At 38.2% G+C, this 19,360-nt stretch carries 16 protein-coding genes; 3 read left to right on the top strand and 13 right to left on the bottom strand.

The genetic code is table 11. The features are described from left to right. Positions 1-74: 74 nt before the first annotated feature. From NQQ59_RS14725 to NQQ59_RS14715, 3 genes are all read right to left on the bottom strand, one after another. Positions 75-509, bottom strand: coding sequence for a response regulator (locus tag NQQ59_RS14725; RefSeq protein WP_144219653.1), 435 nt, complete (start codon positions 507-509; stop codon positions 75-77). Between the two features lie 335 nt (positions 510-844). Beyond that, on the bottom strand, positions 845-3,112 hold the full coding sequence (locus NQQ59_RS14720) for an ATP-binding protein (RefSeq protein WP_144219652.1): 2,268 nt from the start codon (positions 3,110-3,112) through the stop codon (positions 845-847). Between the two features lie 120 nt (positions 3,113-3,232). Beyond that, complete coding sequence (locus tag NQQ59_RS14715) at positions 3,233-3,688, bottom strand: response regulator (RefSeq protein WP_144219651.1); 456 nt, start codon at positions 3,686-3,688, stop codon at positions 3,233-3,235. A 471-nt stretch (positions 3,689-4,159) separates the two neighbouring features. Between NQQ59_RS14715 and NQQ59_RS14710 the strand changes: the two genes are divergently transcribed. Next, entirely contained in the window at positions 4,160-5,887 is a 1,728-nt protein-coding gene (locus NQQ59_RS14710; RefSeq protein ID WP_144219650.1) for an FAD/NAD(P)-binding protein, read from the top strand. A gap of 858 nt (positions 5,888-6,745) precedes the next feature. Further along, complete coding sequence (locus NQQ59_RS14705) at positions 6,746-7,564, top strand: T9SS sorting signal type C domain-containing protein (RefSeq protein WP_144219649.1); 819 nt, start codon at positions 6,746-6,748, stop codon at positions 7,562-7,564. Positions 7,565-7,881: 317 nt separating this feature from the next. Here NQQ59_RS14705 and NQQ59_RS14700 read toward each other — a convergent pair whose 3' ends face one another. From NQQ59_RS14700 to NQQ59_RS14675, 6 genes are all read right to left on the bottom strand, one after another. Then, on the bottom strand, positions 7,882-8,352 hold the full coding sequence (locus tag NQQ59_RS14700; protein ID WP_144219648.1) for a hypothetical protein: 471 nt from the start codon (positions 8,350-8,352) through the stop codon (positions 7,882-7,884). Positions 8,353-8,613: 261 nt separating this feature from the next. Next, complete coding sequence (locus NQQ59_RS14695; RefSeq protein ID WP_144219647.1) at positions 8,614-8,994, bottom strand: response regulator; 381 nt, start codon at positions 8,992-8,994, stop codon at positions 8,614-8,616. 96 nt (positions 8,995-9,090) lie between these two features. Continuing rightward, positions 9,091-9,393 carry a hypothetical protein gene (locus tag NQQ59_RS14690; protein WP_144219646.1) on the bottom strand — a complete coding sequence of 101 codons (303 nt, stop codon included), beginning with the start codon at positions 9,391-9,393 and terminating at the stop codon, positions 9,091-9,093. A gap of 299 nt (positions 9,394-9,692) precedes the next feature. Then, positions 9,693-9,884 (bottom strand): cold-shock protein, encoded by a 192-nt coding sequence (locus tag NQQ59_RS14685; RefSeq protein ID WP_144219645.1) that lies wholly within the window; start codon positions 9,882-9,884, stop codon positions 9,693-9,695. Positions 9,885-10,269: 385 nt separating this feature from the next. Next, positions 10,270-14,295, bottom strand: a complete 4,026-nt coding sequence (locus NQQ59_RS14680) for a PAS domain S-box protein (RefSeq protein ID WP_144219644.1) — start codon at positions 14,293-14,295, stop codon at positions 10,270-10,272. A 721-nt stretch (positions 14,296-15,016) separates the two neighbouring features. Continuing rightward, on the bottom strand, positions 15,017-15,418 hold the full coding sequence (locus NQQ59_RS14675) for a DUF4932 domain-containing protein (protein ID WP_144219643.1): 402 nt from the start codon (positions 15,416-15,418) through the stop codon (positions 15,017-15,019). A 506-nt stretch (positions 15,419-15,924) separates the two neighbouring features. Here NQQ59_RS14675 and NQQ59_RS14670 point away from each other — a divergent pair. After that, complete coding sequence (locus tag NQQ59_RS14670; RefSeq protein WP_144219642.1) at positions 15,925-16,173, top strand: hypothetical protein; 249 nt, start codon at positions 15,925-15,927, stop codon at positions 16,171-16,173. 670 nt (positions 16,174-16,843) lie between these two features. Here NQQ59_RS14670 and NQQ59_RS14665 read toward each other — a convergent pair. The 4 genes from NQQ59_RS14665 to NQQ59_RS14650 form a co-directional block, all read right to left on the bottom strand. Further along, the gene (locus NQQ59_RS14665; RefSeq protein ID WP_144219641.1) at positions 16,844-17,290 is read right to left on the bottom strand and encodes a hypothetical protein; all 447 of its coding nucleotides are present in this window, start codon (positions 17,288-17,290) and stop codon (positions 16,844-16,846) included. Continuing rightward, on the bottom strand, positions 17,283-17,705 hold the full coding sequence (locus NQQ59_RS14660) for a hypothetical protein (RefSeq protein WP_257698347.1): 423 nt from the start codon (positions 17,703-17,705) through the stop codon (positions 17,283-17,285). Before NQQ59_RS14660 ends, NQQ59_RS14665 begins: the two co-directional genes overlap by 8 nt. A 298-nt stretch (positions 17,706-18,003) precedes the next feature. After that, a complete protein-coding gene (locus NQQ59_RS14655) occupies positions 18,004-18,531 on the bottom strand; it encodes a TetR/AcrR family transcriptional regulator (protein ID WP_144219640.1) in 528 nt (175 codons plus the stop codon). Between the two features lie 196 nt (positions 18,532-18,727). Next, the gene (locus NQQ59_RS14650) at positions 18,728-19,222 is read right to left on the bottom strand and encodes a nuclear transport factor 2 family protein (protein ID WP_144219639.1); all 495 of its coding nucleotides are present in this window, start codon (positions 19,220-19,222) and stop codon (positions 18,728-18,730) included. Positions 19,223-19,360 lie beyond the last annotated feature (138 nt).

The raw sequence follows: 19,360 nt of genomic DNA, 5'->3' as shown, positions 1-19,360 counted from the left end.
TTTTACCTGCTAACTTATAAAAATGATCGAGACTGATTCTGAATTCAGACAAGAATTCTAATAGGAACTCATTTTTAGATAAGACGAAATTTACGCCTGTTATCCAAGTTCATATTCATAACTTCTTTGAGAAAAAGCTTCATAACATCAAATGAACTCGGTTTTACCGCATAAAAAGAAGCGCCGAACTCATGAGCTGTTTCTATATCTTCAGGATCGCTGCTGGTGGAAAGCATTATGATTTTCACTCTCTTTAAATTACCGTCCTGCATCTTGATTTCTTTAAGGCACTGCAGCCCGTCTTTTCCGGGCATGTTGATATCCAGAAAAATAATATCCGGAATTTCTGCATTGTCAATAAGGCTGCTCATAAGGCTTATTCCATCCTCCAGTTCAAATATTTCAATGCGGGGGTCGATTTCCAAAAGCGCATCAGCTAAAAAACCTCTATCATCCTGGTCGTCATCAACTATTAGTATCTTGTGGACAATATTTTTCTGGCCAGCCATAAATTCTAGATTGCAGTTAAAACATAAGACAAGAATTTAAAAATCAGCAAATCTCAATTGTATTGAGCTTTTTGAAAATCAATAAACGACCGAATTATATCCGTAAAACCGGTTAATAATTTCAAAGATAGGCAATTAATATGAAATGAAGCCATATAGCGATAAATAACGCATAGAAAGCCCTGCAGGATTTAAGACAGCACTCACTTTCTATCGGCCTTATAACAATTAAAGCAGCAACCTCATCAATAATAAAAATGAAGCCGAATCTGAAAACAGCTTTTCAAAAATTAATCATATAAATTTTCAATTTACCTGCCTGATCGAACAAATATTTAAATAAGTGTATCCTGCTCGTCACAGGGAAAATAAATGGTAATACTGGCTCCCTGTCCTGATTTTCCTTCCGCAGAGATCGCTCCTCCCAATGCCTGCATTATCTTCTTGCATAGTGCCAGTCCAATCCCTGAACCGCTGTATTCCTGCTGCGTATGAAGCCTTGTAAAAACCTTGAATATTGAATCTGCATATTTCTGGTCAAATCCAATTCCATTATCCGAAAATTTGACCCAGCTGCAATACACTTTAAAGCGGCCCTTTATAATTTCAGGCTGCTGCGAAGCGGTAATTTTTATAACAGGATTGCGTTCAGGAGAAGCATATTTTAAGGAATTTTGAATAATATTTATAAACAGCTGCTTCATTAAAAATCCTATAGCGTTGACCTGTGGCAGTTTCTGGCATTCAATGACAGCACTGCATTCTGATATTAGATCGCTGTTTTCCTCTATTGCCGCATCAAGAATCAGATTAAGGTCTATTTTCTCGGCTGCCTCCCTAGTGTTTTTAATCCGCGTGTATTTCAAGATATCCTGCAGCAGTTCGCGCATTTTTGCCGCAGATTTTGACACGCGTTCCAATGAATCAATTTCAGGATGCTCAGGATCATGTCTTTTTTCGGAAAGCAGCTTGGAGGTAATCATCTGTATTTTCCTTAAAGGCTCCTGAAGATCATGGGTACTGATCCAGTTAATGTTTTCCAGTTCAGAATTGGTCTCCTTCAATACTTCACTCTGAAGCCTGTATTTCTCCTCCTCTTCACTTAACAGAATCATTATTAGATTTTTATGAAGTGAATGCGCAAATTTCGCTGCTGAATTGATCTCGTACTCTTTCCAGATGCCGCTCTGTCCCTTGACAATCTGTTTCCATGTATTAAATGAGTTTCTTGGATGCAGCCCCTTATCATCTTTCACTATGCTTTTTTCCGGATCGCCTGCCCAGTTGATTTCTGAGACGGTTTCCGGCCTATACCAGATTATATGGTTTGAACCTCCAAGAGCATGGTAAACTGCACCTGCAAAATTAGAAGAGCCTTCCAGCTCGGGTAAGTCCTCCCCTATTTTTCTGCTGGCGTAAAACTCATTGTGGCCCTTACTGCCCAATTGCGCCGTAAAACTTCTTATCTGATTATCTTCAGGGACCTGACCATTTTTATACATTTTATTTCTAAACAGTATGGAAACTCCTGAAGCATTGCAGACGGCTAATAATTCCGGCATTTGTATGAGAGTATCCAGAGAATCTTCCGCCAGAGGAAGATCAAGAGCCGTCAAATGCTCTAACGCTTGAAGTGTTTTCTTGGCATTCAGATTTTCATCATTAGATTCACGGATATCAATCTGCGAGGTAATGAACTGTCCCTGAAGTTTGGCCGCCAGCCTTACACCCGGAGATATATTCTTTTTCGAATAATGGTGGCAGGCAATGAGCCCCCATAAACGGTCATGGTGAATAAGTGAAATGGTAAGCGTAGCGCCGACTCCCATGTTTTTAAGATACTGCACATGAATTGGAGACGTGCTTCTTAATATTGACAGGCTTAAATCAAGGTTTTTATCCTCTTTGTCATCCACGGTAAAAATAGGCACGGGCTGATAATTTATATCAGTAATCAGTCTGAGCTGGTTCCTTATATACAATTCCCTTGCCTGAACCGGAATATCCGTGTGCGGATAATGCAGCCCTAAAAAAGGCTCCAGATCCTTCCTGCAGCTTTCCGCATACACTTCACCGTTATACTGTTCATCAAAGCGGTAGATCATTACGCGATCGTAGCCTGTTATCTCTCTGGTGCCTTCTGCCACAAGCGCACAAAGGTCTTTTAAAGATTTTGTGCTGTTCATCTGCGTTACAAACTGAATAGTCTGCGTGTAGACATCCGCCAAAATCTGCTTATCGAACTGAGGTTCAGCCTCAAGAACATATATATCGCCGCTTTTGTGTATATTGATTTGAAATTTCCTTTCCATAAGCTCTACCTCCAGCGGAAATACATCCTGAACCGTCTCAGAATTTGTGTAGTTCAAAACAAGATTATGAGCCGTGCCGCCAAAAACAGTCTCAAATTTCTTTCCCAAAGCCTGCGTATGGCTTAAATCAAGGAAGCTGGAAATATTTTCAGTGCAGTAGTCTATTATCCAGTCATTAGTAAGTCCAATTAAAAATCCATGCGGCTGGATATTTCCAGGAATATGTATGGGTTCTTGGTCACAGTTGGTTAAAGTAACCAGACCGCGGTTAACTATATCTTTAATCTTCATTAAATAATGTGAATTTAGAAAAGTACCTGCTGCGTGTGCAAAAGCAGGGACTTAACATGTTTTTAGGAAACAGCCTTGATATTTACTTGTTGTTTTTATAGTAAATGAAAAAGGTGCAATCTAGCTGAATGTGTAAATGTTTGCTGGCAGGCTTGCATGCATATCCTCCAGCGTATTTTTTAAATCGGTTTGTACGCCGATGCAGAGCTGCTTCATTATCATTTTCAGCTCATCAAAATCAGAAGGCTTTACAATATAAGCTGCCGCACCCAATGAATGGGCTTCTTCTATTCCTTGCATTCGTGAGGAAGTGGCCATCATTACAACCGGCACATTTCCCAACCTTAAATCCGTCTTGATATGCTTGAGCAGCTCCCAGCCGTTCATTTTCGGCATTCCGGCATCCACTACAATCAAATCAGGCAGCGGTTCCAGTTCAGAAAGCAACTGAAGTGCTGCATCACCGCTGTCCACAAATTTAACCGCAAAAGTCTCTTCCGTTCCAACCATTGCCCACTTAAAAAATTCAGCATCGTCGCAGTCATCATCAACCAGTAAAATTATTTTTCTATTCATTTTATGTTAATATAATATTACAGCGCTAATTCCATGCTGCAATGATGTAAGTAAAATTAAGCATCCCAATGATTCAAAGCAAGGGAAAACACAAGTTTATTGTCAAGATCTAGCCGGGTGATAAAGATCAATTATTCCTTTGTTGCTTTTTTTTATTGATTATTCGCTCGCTGCCAATAAAAAGCAGAAGTGAAGTTTTGTCAAAAAACTAAAATAACTGCCTTGAGACCTATCAATCATAAATGTCCATCATGGAATAGCAGCAGCTGCATTAAATGAGTTGAAGGACAAAATTAGCAGGAGACCAAACCATTGTATTTACAGCATGCGTTATTTCTATTACAAAATTTAAATGTCTGATCAGATGAACAGCACAGCAGATAAATTTACACAGAAATTATAGATCGAAATCGCGAAATTTTATAAGAGCCAGTCCAATAATGCATATTACTTTTCTTTAAAATTTGAAAAATGGAGCAGAATAAAAAAAAGATAGCCATATTAGGCGGAGGTCCAAGCGGACTGTTTTTATACAAAAGACTTATCGAATCTGGAAGAATAGGTTTGGAGGTCACCATTTATGAAAAGAAGAGAATGCTTGGTGCCGGAATGCCTTACAGCATTGAGGGGGCCAATGACGAGCATGTCACAAATGTATCTGACAATGAAATACCCGGCATTGTTAATTCTATCGAAGAATGGATCAAATCTGCTCCTGCAGAATTACTGGAGAGATTCAACATAAGTGCCGCCAGTTTTAATGAATATAAAGTGCTGCCTAGAATTTTATTTGGCCATTACCTCTGCTCACAGTTTGATCTTCTTCAGCAGATTACAGCTGTTAAAGGGATTGCAACAACTATACTTTACGACACAGCTGTTACGGATTTGATCTACAAAAAAGAGGAGCAGAAAGTCTGTGTTGTCACAGAAACTGAAAAATCAGAATTTGACTACGCAGTAATCTGCACTGGACATAACTGGCCTAAAAGGCATGAAGGAAAAATAAAAGGCTATTTTGATGCCCCATACCCGCCTTCCAAACTGCAGACAAAGTTAAACCACGCCGTTGCTATAAGGGGATCGTCGCTTACTGCAATTGATGCAATAAGAACTCTAGCAAGGTGCAATGGTAAATTTGCTGCGGATTCAGAGCATAAACTATGCTATGAAAAGAGGGATGAATGCCCTGATTTTAAGATGGTAATCCATTCCAGAAGCGGTATGCTTCCTGCTGTAAGATTCCACTTAGAAGATTCCCATTTATCGCACGATTCTCTGCTTACCAGAGAAGAAATAGACGAGCATCGTAAAGGAAACGATGGTTTTCTTTCGCTTGATTTTATTTTTAAAAAAAATTTCACAGAAATCTTCCGCACAAAAGATCCTGATTTTTACGACCGAATTAAAAACCTTTCTATTGAGGAATTTGTGCAGGAAATGATGGAACTCAGAGAACGTCTGGATCCTTTCCAGCTTTTACAGGCAGAATACATACAGGCAGAAAAATCCATAAAAAGACAGGAATCCATTTACTGGAAAGAAATGCTGGCCGTCTTAAGTTTTGCGATGAACCATCCTGCAAAATACCTTTCTGCAGAAGATATGCTGAGGCTCCAGAAAGTGTTAATGCCTCTGATCTCCATTGTTATTGCTTTCGTGCCGCAAAAATCATGCAGCGAGCTTCTGGCCCTGCATCATGCCGGCGTGCTGGATATTAAAGCCGTCAATCAAGACAGTTCTGTTGAGCCCCAGCCAGGAGGAGGAATTATCTACAGGTATCTTGATGAAAATAAAGAACAGAAAGCTGAATATTACAGTACGTTTGTAGACTGTATCGGACAGCCTCATTTATCTTATGAAGATTTTCCTTTTCAATCACTCGTTTCCCAGAAAGCTGTGACCCCTGCCATTTTAAAGTTTAAATCTAATGAAGCTGCAGAAACAATTATTGAAGATGGAAACCCGCCGATTGAAAAAAATCCAGACGGCAGTTATTATATGAAGGTTTCCGGAATTGCAATCAATGACAATTTCCAGATTATTGACCAGTATGGATGCTATAATGAAAACATTTATATTATGGCCGTCCCTTATATAGGAGGCTATAATCCTGATTACTCGGGTCTGGATTTCTGCGAAGCCGCTTCTATGATAATTGTAGAAGATATTTTTAGAGAAGAAGCGGCTGATTTTTAAAAAATATCCATCACACTTTAAAAACTTATATTTCACCAACAGCATTATTCCTGAATATATGCCCAGCATATTTTAAAGACAGAATCTAAACCAAAGCCCTCTAGTCCATATATATTAAAAAATAAATAAAATTTATCCATACAACTGTAATATATAACGACTCAAAACAATTGTATAATTATTATCTGCTTGATTGTTGTACTTGTACAGCTATAAAACTACGAAAATCGCCTTCATACAGATAAACATTTTTTAGAAGATTATGTTTATGGACAGCCCGTCTCTGCCTTATGGCGACAGGCGGGTTTTATCATCAGACTGGCAATAAAAACACTTTCCAGCCAACTGGAAGCACTTCATTAATTCCAATACAAGATTTGATAAAAGCTTACGGCATTCGTTCGATACACCCATTAAATGAGAATTCCCATACATCTTGACATAAAAATTATATAAATCGTGAATGTTTAAATATAAACTTTAACACAATTATCATAAAATCGTTAAAAAAATCATCAATAACGTTAAATATAAGGCAATATTTCCGTTTTTATGTTAAAATCATTAACTTAATAAAACTTTAGATCGTCTAAAAACCTAAATCATCGATGTATGGCTTTAATAAGCTTATCAAGCTCTAAAGCCCTGTGTAGACTGCAGCTGCCAAGCATCGGTTTTTTCTGACTTAGGCTTTTAAAGTAAGCTAAAATTTAAAATAACAGATATAGTACAAAACTACTTTGATTTATAGCTTTTCATGAGCACCGCTCTATAGCGGCACTGGAATTCTATGCTGTTATTTAAAATTTAGAACATCACGGCGTCAGCCCCCTTTTTAATTTTTAAATATACTAAATCATGAAAAAGCTTTTCTTATCAAGTTTACTGTTAGCTGCACAGTATGCCGTTTCAATAAATTCCGATCCGTTTTTACATGGACCTTCTACATACATAAACGTTCCAGGCGAATCCATTGCGGAAAAGGATGAGCCGCAGTCTGAAAGGCATCGCGTCTGGCTTAATCTGACCAGTACGGAAGGAATTTTCAAACAGCTGCTCATTGGGTATATTACAGGAGCAACCAACGGATGGGATGTAAATTATGATGCTGTATCCCTTGACGCCAACAGATACGCCGATTTTTACAGCATCAGCGAAGGTAAAAAACTTGTAATCCAAGGAAGGCCGGCTCCTATTGATCCCTCTGACACTGTTGTACTCGGATATAGATCGGCAGTTAAGGGAAATCTCACCATTTCCATTGATCATGCGGACGGTGATTTATCTCAGAAGGATATCTATCTCTATGATAAAGCCGCTGGAAAACTGCACAACCTTAGAGAAGGCGGCTACACTTTCAATACCGATACCGGAATTTTCAATGACCGTTTTATCCTTCGTTATGCTTCAGAGCGAACCTTAGGAACAAATAAAGTTGAAAATAATCCTGTCATGCTGTATGTCGTTGTACAAGATAAGGTCATCAGTCTTATATCCCTAAATACAGTTGTAAAGCAGTCCGCTGTATTTGACGCTGCCGGCAGGCTGCTTTACAGCTGCCAGAATACTGATGCATCCAGCTTTCAGATCTCCGGCATACAGGCGTCTTCCCAGATGCTTCTTGTCAAGGCTACTTTAGAGGATGGCCGGACCATAACTCGAAAAGTGATATTCTAGTGCTTTTTGGGGCAGAAAGCAATTGGCCGTGCTGGATCTTAGTCAGGTCAGCACGGTCTTTTTTTATTCCTAAAAATAGTTATTGATTTATTATCTAAGAAGATTGGTTACGCTGCTGCAGAATTCAGCAGATCAAAAAGAGCAGGGAATTATTTTTTCCCGTCAGAAATTGGGCATGATGCATCCATTTACGACAAAACAAGGCAGACATCCCAGAATATAAAGCATATAGGGAATTTCCACACCAATATTTATACTGCATAAAGATATTCTTGATGTTTCAATTTACCCTTATTCAACTTTACTGCATTCAATATTCAGGAAAGATAAGGCCCTATTTTCGAAATCGGATCATATTTAAATATTTTAAAGGCTATAACCACGACCACTGCAAAAATAACATGCGCCGTGAAGAGTTCTACATAATAATATCTTGCAGACACATCACGGTGGATGGAGGTAAGATAAATCCGTCTCCACACAGCAATGCCTATTAAACCGCTGCCAATTCCAAATAAAATACCTGATCCAAAACCGAATTCAAAAACAGTGAAGCTCCATAATGCTTCGTAGGACAGCGCCATTACAAAGCCTATAAGGTAATGCGCCGACCAGCCTGCAATTTTATTCCATCTTCCTTTCAGTTTAATTCCCAATCCCTTGAGTATAAAATCCATTATGACAGGCTCTTGAAAAAGCTTTTTAAAACAGGCAGACATCAGATAACTGAAAGCGGTCATGATGTTTGTTGCAGAAAATGCGGCAATGGCTATTTTAAGTACATTCATAATCTTTGCCTTATGTCTTAAATATTAAATTATAATGCAATGGATTATTTTAACTGAAAAGGACAGCCTGCAATAATCCGGATTTATATATTCTTTCTGATTGGTAAATTACCAGATATTCTCACAGTGCGGGCCATGATAATTTTAAAAGAAATTCATCTTAAGGAAAAACGGAATAAAAAATCTAATTCTTTCTCTGTAAAAATTCCCTCAAGGCCTGATCTTAATAAGAACCATGAAACAAAAATATCCGCTGTATGCCTAGAGCAGCTCTCTGAGTATTTCCTGGAGCTCTTCCATGTGCACAGGTTTGGAGATGTACTTCACCCTGATATGGTTACGGTCCAGCCAGGGCATCATCACTTCTTCAGGAGGGGTTGAAAGGATAATTACCTCGATATCCCTGAGGCGCTCTATCTGCAGCATACGTTTGAGAAACTCCAAACCATTTACCGAGGGCATGTTATAATCTAAAAAAATGATATCAGGCAGCTGCTCGGATACTGTTAGATCTTCAAGGGCTTTTACAGGGTTCATGGAAGTAAGGCATAAAGCATCCTTATTTACTTCCTGTAACGCTTCCACAAAAAACTGCGTATCGTCGATGTCATCGTCAATCAATAATATATTTTTATAAGACATATCTATTTCTTTTTCAGTACAGCCTATCGCTGCTTATTATTTAGAATTTCCAGTGTCCAAAACCAGCCCCATTAGGATTCTATTGCAGGCTGCCTGTTAAAGAGAAACCATAATATCATTACCGTCTGTCTTGATTCGAGCACTGCCTCCTTCCAGCATGGCTGCCAGCAGATTTTTAAGTTCAGATTCCTGCATGCGGTAGTCCAGCGGTTCTTCTGTTTCAAAATGAAACTCCAGCAGCGAAACTTCTTCAGGGTTACCATTCTGACCGCGGCTCTGCTCTCCAATATAATCCAGTTCAAGCTGTCCGGCATGCAGCAGATCCATAATAAAATGCTTTTCCGTTTTTTCGGGAAGTATGAGCTGTCCGGTCTTGAATATAATAGTGTGTTTAGGCATGATAAAACTATTTTATATATGAGAAGACAAATTTAAACACATGATAAAGGGGCCAGCTTACATGATTAAAATAAAGATTTATATTATTTCTTTTTGCATGCCATTTAAATCAAGGAGAGCTGCACCTATCAGGATTTTATTGCCTTCAATTAAAAAAAACTTTTCAATAAGTAAAATTATCAGAAATACTTAACTGCAAGTTATATGGTCAAGATAAGAGAATTTAATCAATACATAATAGAAAGGCAAAAAAAAACACCTGCTTCAGGCAGGTGCATTAATTTGTTTCAAACTTTTGGTTAAGCCAAAATCACATTTACCGCATTCGGGCCTTTTTTCCCTTCCTTAACCTCATAACGGACTTGATCCTTTTCACGGATACTTTCTGAGAGGCCTGAAACATGAACAAAAATTTCGTTTCCGCCGTTGTTTGGTGTAATAAAACCAAAACCTTTTTCTTCGTTGAAGAATTTTACTGTACCTTCCTGCATTTTATATTTATTTATAATTTATTGATTTGCTAAATTTTTCGGCGCTTTTTTAACTTTCATCCACGTATCCCCTGCTTAAATCTTTCGGAACATGCATTATTAAGTATATCTCAGATATTGCCTTAAAGCCATTATAATATGGGGAATCTTTAAGAGCATTGCCTCACCTTGCCATCAGCAGTCTGAATTGGAAATGTTTTAGCATTTATACCGACAGCACAAATATAAGACCTGTCTTAAGAAGGCATTCTTACAATTTCCGCTTATCGTTATACAATTCCCACCTTAATCGAAATTGCGTTCCCCTTTTTCATTTCGGGATTTGCATACTTATTTTCTGCTGAATATGCGATCAAAGCTTCCTAATGTAATGATGCTTTCAAAACTAACTCTCAACTGGAAAAAAAACATGAAAGCAGCTGCCTTTGCCAAGCTCAGACTCCGCAAATAGAATTCCCTGATGATTCATAACAATTCTTCTGCATAGCGCAAGACCGATCCCCGAGCCTGGATATATATTCTGCGGATGAAGACGTTTGAAAATTTCAAATATCTGGCTTTCAAAATTCTTCTCAAAACCAATCCCGTTATCTTTGAAGATGATATGATGAAAATTATACGGCTGCGTCGGGCTGTGCGTAAAATTTGAGACAAAATCCGGAGCTGCTACCGATGCGCTGACTGTTATCTCGGGACAGACTTCAGGATTTGTAAACTTCAAAGCGTTACTCATCAGATTGTAGAACAGCTGGTTCATCTGAAGACTGGAGGCTTTTATAACAGGTAATTTTGAAATCTTAATTGACGCATTTTTCTCTTTGATCATGAGTTCAAAGTCGACCGATATATTTTCCAGAACAGCATTTAAATCTACCTGCTGATATATTTTTTCCGGCTGGATCAGACGCGAAAAGGCAAGCAGGTCGCCTATAAGCTGTCTCATGCGTCCTGCAGAAGTTCCAATTTTCATAATTATTTCTGAAGCACTGAGTGAAGAGCTTCCATTCTCCAGCATATCTGCAAAAAACCTGATTTTACGCAGAGGCTCCTGCAGGTCATGGCTCGCAACATAGGCAAACTGTGCCAGTTCTTCGTTGGAATGCTTCAATGCGTAATTAGACTTCTGCAGCTCCTTATTTGCTTCCTGCAATTGTTCAAGAACACTTGCGAGTTCACTTGTTCTTAGCTTTACTTCATTTTCTAGCGCTAACTGCATTTCTCTCTGCAGCGTGATATCTTTAGCTGTTCCGCTGATTACCAGCGGCATTCCTTCTTCATTGAAATAGGTTCGCCCAACAGAATGTATTACGCGTTCCTGACCGGTAATGCCGTTAATAATCTTATATTCTGCCTCATACTTCCCTCCTGTTTCTCTGTTTTGAGCGGCATCAAAGGCTTCTGTAACTCTTTTATGGTCTGACTTTTTAATAACCGATCTTGCCTGATCGATATGCATAGTTGTATTTTCAAATCCGAATATTTCAGCATGGCGGGCTGAAACAGTTGTTATTCCTGTGGCAATATCTGTAGACCATGTTCCCATTTCAGCAATTTCAACCGCTGCTCGCAGAGCTTCTTCGGTCTGTTCTATTTTTCTAATGGATGTGATTTCTTTTGTGACATCGGAGCTGACATACAGCACTGCATAAACATGGCCGGAATCATCCAGTAAAGGGGAAAGGCTAATATTATAAAAAGCAGGGTGGTTATCTTTAAAATGAATCCCGGGAATACCGTCTGCGTTAAAACTCTCTCCTGTTTTATATACTCTTTCCACATCTTTAATTAATGTTTCCGAGTGCGTATCTGCCAGAAGATCCCTGATGGACATTCCTTCTATTTTACTGCCTTTATTCACATTTACAGTGAAGGGATAATTGGGGTTTTCAATCCGCAGATCTTCCCCTGCAAACACACAGATTGAAACAGGAGCGGCTTCTAAAACTGCCAGCAGTTTAGATTCACTCTCTCTCAGTGCGATTTCAGTTTGTTTACTCAGCGTAATATCGGTTGCATGAACGATAAGTCCGATTACCTCATCACGATTGTTTTTATGCGGCGTGTAGACGATACTGAGCCACCTGCCTGTTCCCATTCTTGAGGGAGCAAACATTTCATATCTTTCCTGTTCTCCGCCGTAAGCAATACTTAGATGCGGAAGAACCTTGGCATAGGCGGCCTCACCGATAAATTCCCGAACTGTCTTGCCAATGGCTTCCTGCTTCCCTACACCGAACCAATCCATAAAAACTGAATTATAGGAACAGTACCTCATTTCGTTGTCTAAGTAAAATATCATGGCAGGAACAGTGTCCCTCAACAGTTCGAGATGCGCTTCACTTTCCTCCTTTGACTGCTGGGCTTTTACCTGGGCTGTCACATCTATAGCGATATCGAGTATGGCGTAAATTTCTCCTTCTTTATTATAAATCGGCGTATAGGATATATTATAGTAATTATCATTCAATACACCGTTCTGGTTTATTTTCACTAGAGATGCAGGAGAAATAAAAGGTACGCCTGTTTCAAAAATATCATCCAGAATTTTTAAATACGCTTGTCCTTCTGTTATAAGTTCAGGCATTGCCTCACGCAAAGGAAGTCCTTCGATGTGCGGACCTTTGCCAACAATATCTATAAAAGTCTGATTTGGATTTTCAATGATAAGGTCACGGCCCACAAATAATCCTATCCCTGCCGGCGCGGCAGCTATAATGTTCTGCATCTTGGCCTCACTCTCTTCCACTTCCCGGCGGCTTAAAACCTGATTTGTTACATCTGTGGCAATTACCAGGATAATTTCAGCCCCTCCTTCCAGATTATGATGCAGCTGATAGGTCAGGTCCACATAAATATATTCCATTCTACCGCGTCGGAAAAGCTCTACTTCCACTTCCTTGGCAACAAAAGCCTGGCCTGTATTTATCACCTCTTTTAAAAGCGCATCAAACCCCTGGCCTTTGATTTCGGGAAGAGCCTCCAGAAGAGGTTTTCCTATCAGATCATTCCTTTCCCGTCCAACAAGTTCGCAGTAAAAAGCATTTGCACTTTGAAAAGCAAGATCATCACTTACAGTCAACGTGGCAATGCCTACTGGGGACTGCTCAAATATGGATGCAAGCTGGTTAAGGTTTTCGGCTGTCTGATTCTGTGCCTTAATGCTTATGGTCACATCCGAGCACATGTAAAGAACGCCGTAGACGGTATTATTTTCATCAAAAAGCGGTGTTAAAGAATAATCAAAATAACTCTCTGCTCCTGTTTTTTTATCTACAATTAAAGCCCCTTCTGCCTTGAAAAATGAGCCTGACCTGGTAACCTGGTCCAGGCGCTCAAAGAGCTCATAATTTGTACTATCTGAAAGAACATCTGTTATTTTTTTTCCGATAATGTCATCCTTTTTTTTCCAGTATCCCAGCACAACATCATTTGCAAGATCTATATAAAATTCCTCACCTCGGAATAATGCTGTTCCAACTGGCGCTTTACCAACAAGGCTTTTAAAACGATTCTCGCTTACAGTCAGCTGTTTTTCTTTTTCTTTTTGTTCTGTGATATCAATTGCAATCGCAGTTATATACTTATTCCCTTGGTAATCAACAACCAGCGCAACACTATTGGTCACCCATATTTCTTTTCCATTCTTGCAGATGTACCTTTTTGTCATCAGGAAATCTTTCCCATTGGCGATACAGTCCTGGATTAAAATCTTATTGTGTTCCAAATCATCAGGATGGGTAAGCTCACCTAAATTCATTTTTAGAATTTCATCACGGCTGTATCCAAGCATCTGGCAGTAGCGCTCATTAACCTCCACAATCCGTCCATTCATGTCTGCCTGGGCTATTCCTGCATTAGACTGCATTAGTACGCTATTAAGCTGCGAGCGTGCACTGCTGGACTTTATAAGTGCCGGCATGGCTGCTGAGCTTTCTATACAGGTTACAAAAAAGCCTCGGCTACTTCCATTCTTATCAAATACCGCCCTGTAACTAAGAGTGAGATATACCTGTTTTGATGTTGAATTGTGGACAAAACTTGTCGTTATGTTATCTTCAGATTTTGCAAGATGCTTAACTTCCATATCCTTCAACGTAAAGGCGGCTGTTTTCCATTCTGCCTTCAGCACTTCATTTACATCATTTCCCAATACTTCGGAACCAGCATCTGATTTTTTTAAAAATGGGCGAAAAGAATCGTTATAAAAAAAATTATGCTGATCTCCCCATACTAAAAATGAAGGAACAGAAGACCCCAGAAGAATGCTCAGGGATGAGCAGAGGTTTTCGCTCCATAAATCAATAGGGCCCAAGGCGGTCCCGCACCAGTTGAAATCATTAATCAGCCTGCCCAAATTACCCCCCGTTCTTAAAAATCCATACTTATAATCTGTACATTCTAATGGCTCCACCTATCTGCTGTTTATTAAATTCATTGGAAAGGTAGTGTTTAATTCTCCAGCAACCTAATTGGCAGAAAATTAAAATGGCAATACACAGTAAATGCCAGAAATAGAACATGAACTGCAATTGAATATCTTCTGAAAAAGCCATTTAATAAAACAATGAAAAGCTCCTCCAAATTTTTTAGTTTTTCAAATTCGCGATACTTGTAATTATAGAGATCATACTGCTCTATTTCGAGAATAGCCTTTAAGGAATGTACATTTGCTTTCCACTTTAGCAGCCCGTCTGTAGTCCAAAGCAACAAAATCATTCCAACAGATAGGAATATTGATATTTTTATTAAAACCCAATATATTTAATGCTCTTGTAAAACTAAAATTGATTGACTGCTGTTGCAGAAGCACGTCTGAAAGACGATAAGAAAAGAAATAAAGCAGATAATAATTTATTTCTGTCAGAAATGAATTAATGACTTATTTCAGTGCTTTAAGATCAAGGCAATATTAAAATTGTCATGCGCATGATACGGAAAACCGACCGTATTGTGCTGCGCATTGGGCAGCTCAAGACCATCCAAGATCCAAAATTTATGATAGGTATTGCTGCTTTTTAACACTGTTGTAAATTACTGGTCTATAATTGATGCATCACTCCGCTAAAATAATCAAAAAACAAAAACCAGACACTTCAACCCATTACAAAACAACCCCTTACTAAAACAAAAAACTAATCTTTGATGAGTTTGTCAATATCTTCCGGTTTAAGTGCATGGAGTGATTCAAAGATTACAGGCAGGAAACTTTTGAAATCCGGATACTTTTTTCGATCTGTTTCGTAAGATATGATCAAATTCTCCAAAAAGGGTAATAATACAAATCCCATCGTTATAGTATGCTCTTTTCTCAAACGGTTTTCTTCTTCTGCATCACCCACTAATTTTGCGGTCCTTATTTCACCGAGCCGCACCAGATGCTCGGTAATGCAATTGTCCCAGTTGTTAATGTACGAGTTCTCGAGGTGCTTCTTTAACTTCGGTGTAAATAGTACGGTATCCCTCTGCATTTCTGTCTTAAAACTTTCCAGCAGAATTAAAGATAAAGAAATAAAACAATTTGTTGCTTTTATCAAACAACAATTTTTAGCGGCTTTAAATGCTTATACCTTTTGTCTAGAAGAATCAACAAATTTTAACATCTAAATCCATAATAATCAAATATTTAATCCTTATCTACTGACATTCTGAAGTAAAAAACGGCGAACTCCCTGATTGCCTTTTTAACTTTTTCAGCCCCGACAGCAGTGGAAATCCTTTTGCGCCGAGGTTCGGCACAAAAGATTGCAGCGTATAGCGGGAAAAGCTCCTAAAAAAATACTGGATACAAGGCTAATTAAGCTGAATTTCAACACTAGAATTTTATATGTTTCAATCTCGGGTTGCTACCTGCTGGCAGAACCCAGGCAAAAAAACTGATTAATTCTCTTAATTGATGTAAAAAATGACTTATCGCAGTTCTGCTGAACATCATACTCATAATGCCATTAGTGAAGCCGATGCATGAAAGCAAAACGTCTTAAAGAATCTCTAAAAATAATATGTTTTTTCATATCTTGTAGCAATAAAATGAGATCAGACAATGTACACTCAAAAACAGGCAGAACAGCTCTGCCAATATTATAACAACATAATAATGGGCAAACCCATTTACAGATTCAAACTGGAATCACCTTCAATTAAAGATATAAAGATAGAAGAGATTTCAAGTAATGAATTTGATATTATCTGCTACACCAAAAGTTCTGAAGGCATCGGCTTTTTCAGGGATATCCGCTCTGCTGCGAAAGAACTTGGACTGCCTGCTCCGGCAGAGATATTGGCTGGCTGATAAAATAATAATTTTAAATGATTTTTGTTTATCAGTTATTTAATATATTAATTTCTTCTGTGTATTACAGGCGTAGAAGCTGCTTATTTCCTTACTCATTGAGAATTTTAATCTCATTATAAACAAAAATCTCAGCCGGTTCCGGCTTTCCTTTTATTCAATAACCTTTTGGAATTCCTTTCCATTGTTTAAATCTGCCTTTTACCGCAGCTTTAAACGGTAATGTTTTTCCGTCACAAAGCTTATCTTCTTCAGGAAGCTTACTGTTCTACCTCCTCCAGATATATGTTTTGTTTTTCATCTTTTATTCTCCATTGAGTGCAGGGACATGAAACGGCGCAATACGATGCAGCTGTTTTCTTTTCTTCAATACAGGTTAAAAATAATATTGCCGATATAAATACCGGTAGTTTTGTCATTTTAAAATTATCTGCGTTACTACTCGGACGACTACAAAAACACAAGTGTGTCAGTTTGTATAAGCCATAAATATAATCATTTAGATGTTTAAAAAAAGTTCATCATTTGACTACTATTATAATTTTAAACAGGAAATTTAATAGCGCTCCAAACTTCTATTATTTATCGGCCTTCAACTACGGATAAAAAATAGTAAATTCCCAAACATGATGTTTTTGATCCCGCGCAGCAGATACATTGGATTATTGCTCTATTCCCGTTTTATTCTAAAGATCGTTTTTCTAAATAAAGCAAATCCATTTGTCAACCTGTGCCTTTTAGTAACAATGGGAATACTCAAAATAGTTAGCAGCGAAATACATGCAGCTGTTCCCAGCGCACCGCCATAACCCGTAAAGAACCTACTTGTATTGAGAAAGATGATGCAGAAAACCATCCCGCCGGCCCCTATCGCCCTGTAATTTGAAATCAATCGGCTTGAAACCATCCCTATAAATGATGATCCGATAAAAACCAAAGGGATATTTTGGGTCAAATACAATTCGATATTTAAAGCATCGAAGCGCATAATGAGCGCAACAGCCAGCGATAAAACCGCAGAGGAACGAACAGGTCCCTGCTTTCTTCCTTCACTTACATAAAAGGTCATCACTGCGCCTGTGAAACCGACCAGGATCAATACCAAAACATCAGACATAATATGAGATAAGATAATAAATAAATGAAGTTATCACAACACCTGTGAATGCAAGGGTGCCTAATTTGCCTCCAACTCCTGAAAAAAGGCTTTTAGAAACCAGGATCAATACGGCAGTAAAAAAACTCGCAGCCAAAATAAAGAAGATATCCGGCGCCACACGCGTGCTTGACATTCCAATAAATCCGCCACAATACATTACTGCCGGAACCTGCTTTAAATAATCGGATCCTTTATTGATTTCAGGAATAAAAGATCCCAAAGTCCCAATTGCAGCTGCCGATATTACAGGACCTAAACCCAGATAATGATTAAGATAAAAAGAAGACACTGCACCTACAGGAATCCAAGATACAACCAGTATATGTTCATATTGATGATCATAATGATGAATCTGTCCCCGCAAATAGCTCACCAGTATCAATGGACACATGACTATGATAGAAATCAAGATCCACAACGAATGGAAATTTTCCCTGAAAATAGCAGACAAAAAAGCAATTTGAATAAGCAGAAGTATCAAAATGCTTGCCTTTCTGACAAACCTTCTCTTTTTGGCAGGCTGATAATCCTTGTTGATTTCCACGATGTGATATAATTTATGATTGAACCAAAATTTTGACACTGCTTACAATTTCATTTTAAATGTACAGGTCAAAACATTATGCTATTAACAATTGCACGTTTTTGAAAAAGAACAGCTTTTGATTTACCTAATTAATTAAACTATTGACAATCAATTTTGATTTTTCTATCAGCTCATTAGACTTAAACATCTGACTTTCTATTATAGAGCTCTCAAAAAGCATATAAATATGGTCTGACACTCCCTCTTCGGATATGAGATTTGAAAAAAAATGCCGAAGGTCCTTTTTATGCTCCTGAATTACATTTAATATTTTTAAATTATCAGCTGGAATTTCAGACAGAATATTCAAGAAGCTGCATCCCCTGAAGTTTTCCTTTGCGTTCATGTGAATTAGATAATCGAAAGATGAGATAACCTTTGATCTTATATCTTTTTTACCTTTTATAAAATTATGAAGCTCATCAAACCAATAGACATGCCTTGCATTCAAGAAGGCAGCACATAAGTCCTCTTTGGATTTAAAATGCTGATAAAAACTGGCCTTGGCAACATTTGCTTCGGAAATAATCTGATTAATGCCGGTTGAATTATAACCCTGGCTAGCAAACAGGACCATAGTCACATCCATAATTCTTTCTTTTGGAGATATCATAAACTAAATTTTAGATTACAAATATATAACTAATCCTAAAAACATACAAACTTGTCTGTCTAAAACTCCTTGAAATTAGCTCACAAAAAGTTCTAGAACACAAAGCATAGCTATACTTGCTTTTTGCATGGCACATAAAAAAGTAGAAATAGGTGCTGCAAAAACAAAACTAATTCTACTTCATATAAAGTTTGAGTTATTTAAACTTTCGATCACTTTCCTTGATTGGCAGATCGTTAATGCTGGCATACCTTTTGGCCAGGCCATTCTCATCAAATTCCCAATTTTCATTTCCGTATGCCCTGAACCAATTACCCTTCTGGTCCATATACTCATATTCGAATCTCACGGCAATACGGTTGTCTGTGTGTGCCCAGTAATCCTTTTTAAGCTTGTAATGCAGCTCCTTCTTCCATTTATCAGACAGAAACTTGACAATCTCTTCCCTTCCGTTGACAAATTTATCCCTGTTCCTCCATTCGCTGTCAATGGTGTATGCTTTAGAAATTTTTACAGGATCTTTAGAATTCCAGGCATCTTCTGCATGTTTCACTTTCTGTGATGCGGTTTCCAAGGTAAAGGGCGGCACCGGATACTTTTTCTCTGTTTGTGTATTCGAGGAACTTTGTGCACCTGCCAAGCCTGCTGTCAGAAATCCAACTGTTAAAATGATCTGTTTAAATATTTTCATAGCTCCCTTTTTTTATTTTTATATTAAAATTAATTCTTTTAGAAGCTTCAATATGATGCTTCCACATTCTGATGGTATAGATAGATAAAAGCGGAATCAGCCAATTCAATAATTACTAATTACCAATTCCACTTCTAT

Source organism: Flavobacterium panacis (assembly GCF_024649945.1).
Lineage (GTDB): Bacteria > Bacteroidota > Bacteroidia > Flavobacteriales > Flavobacteriaceae > Flavobacterium > Flavobacterium panacis.
This window is presented reverse-complemented; position numbering and strand designations above follow the sequence as displayed.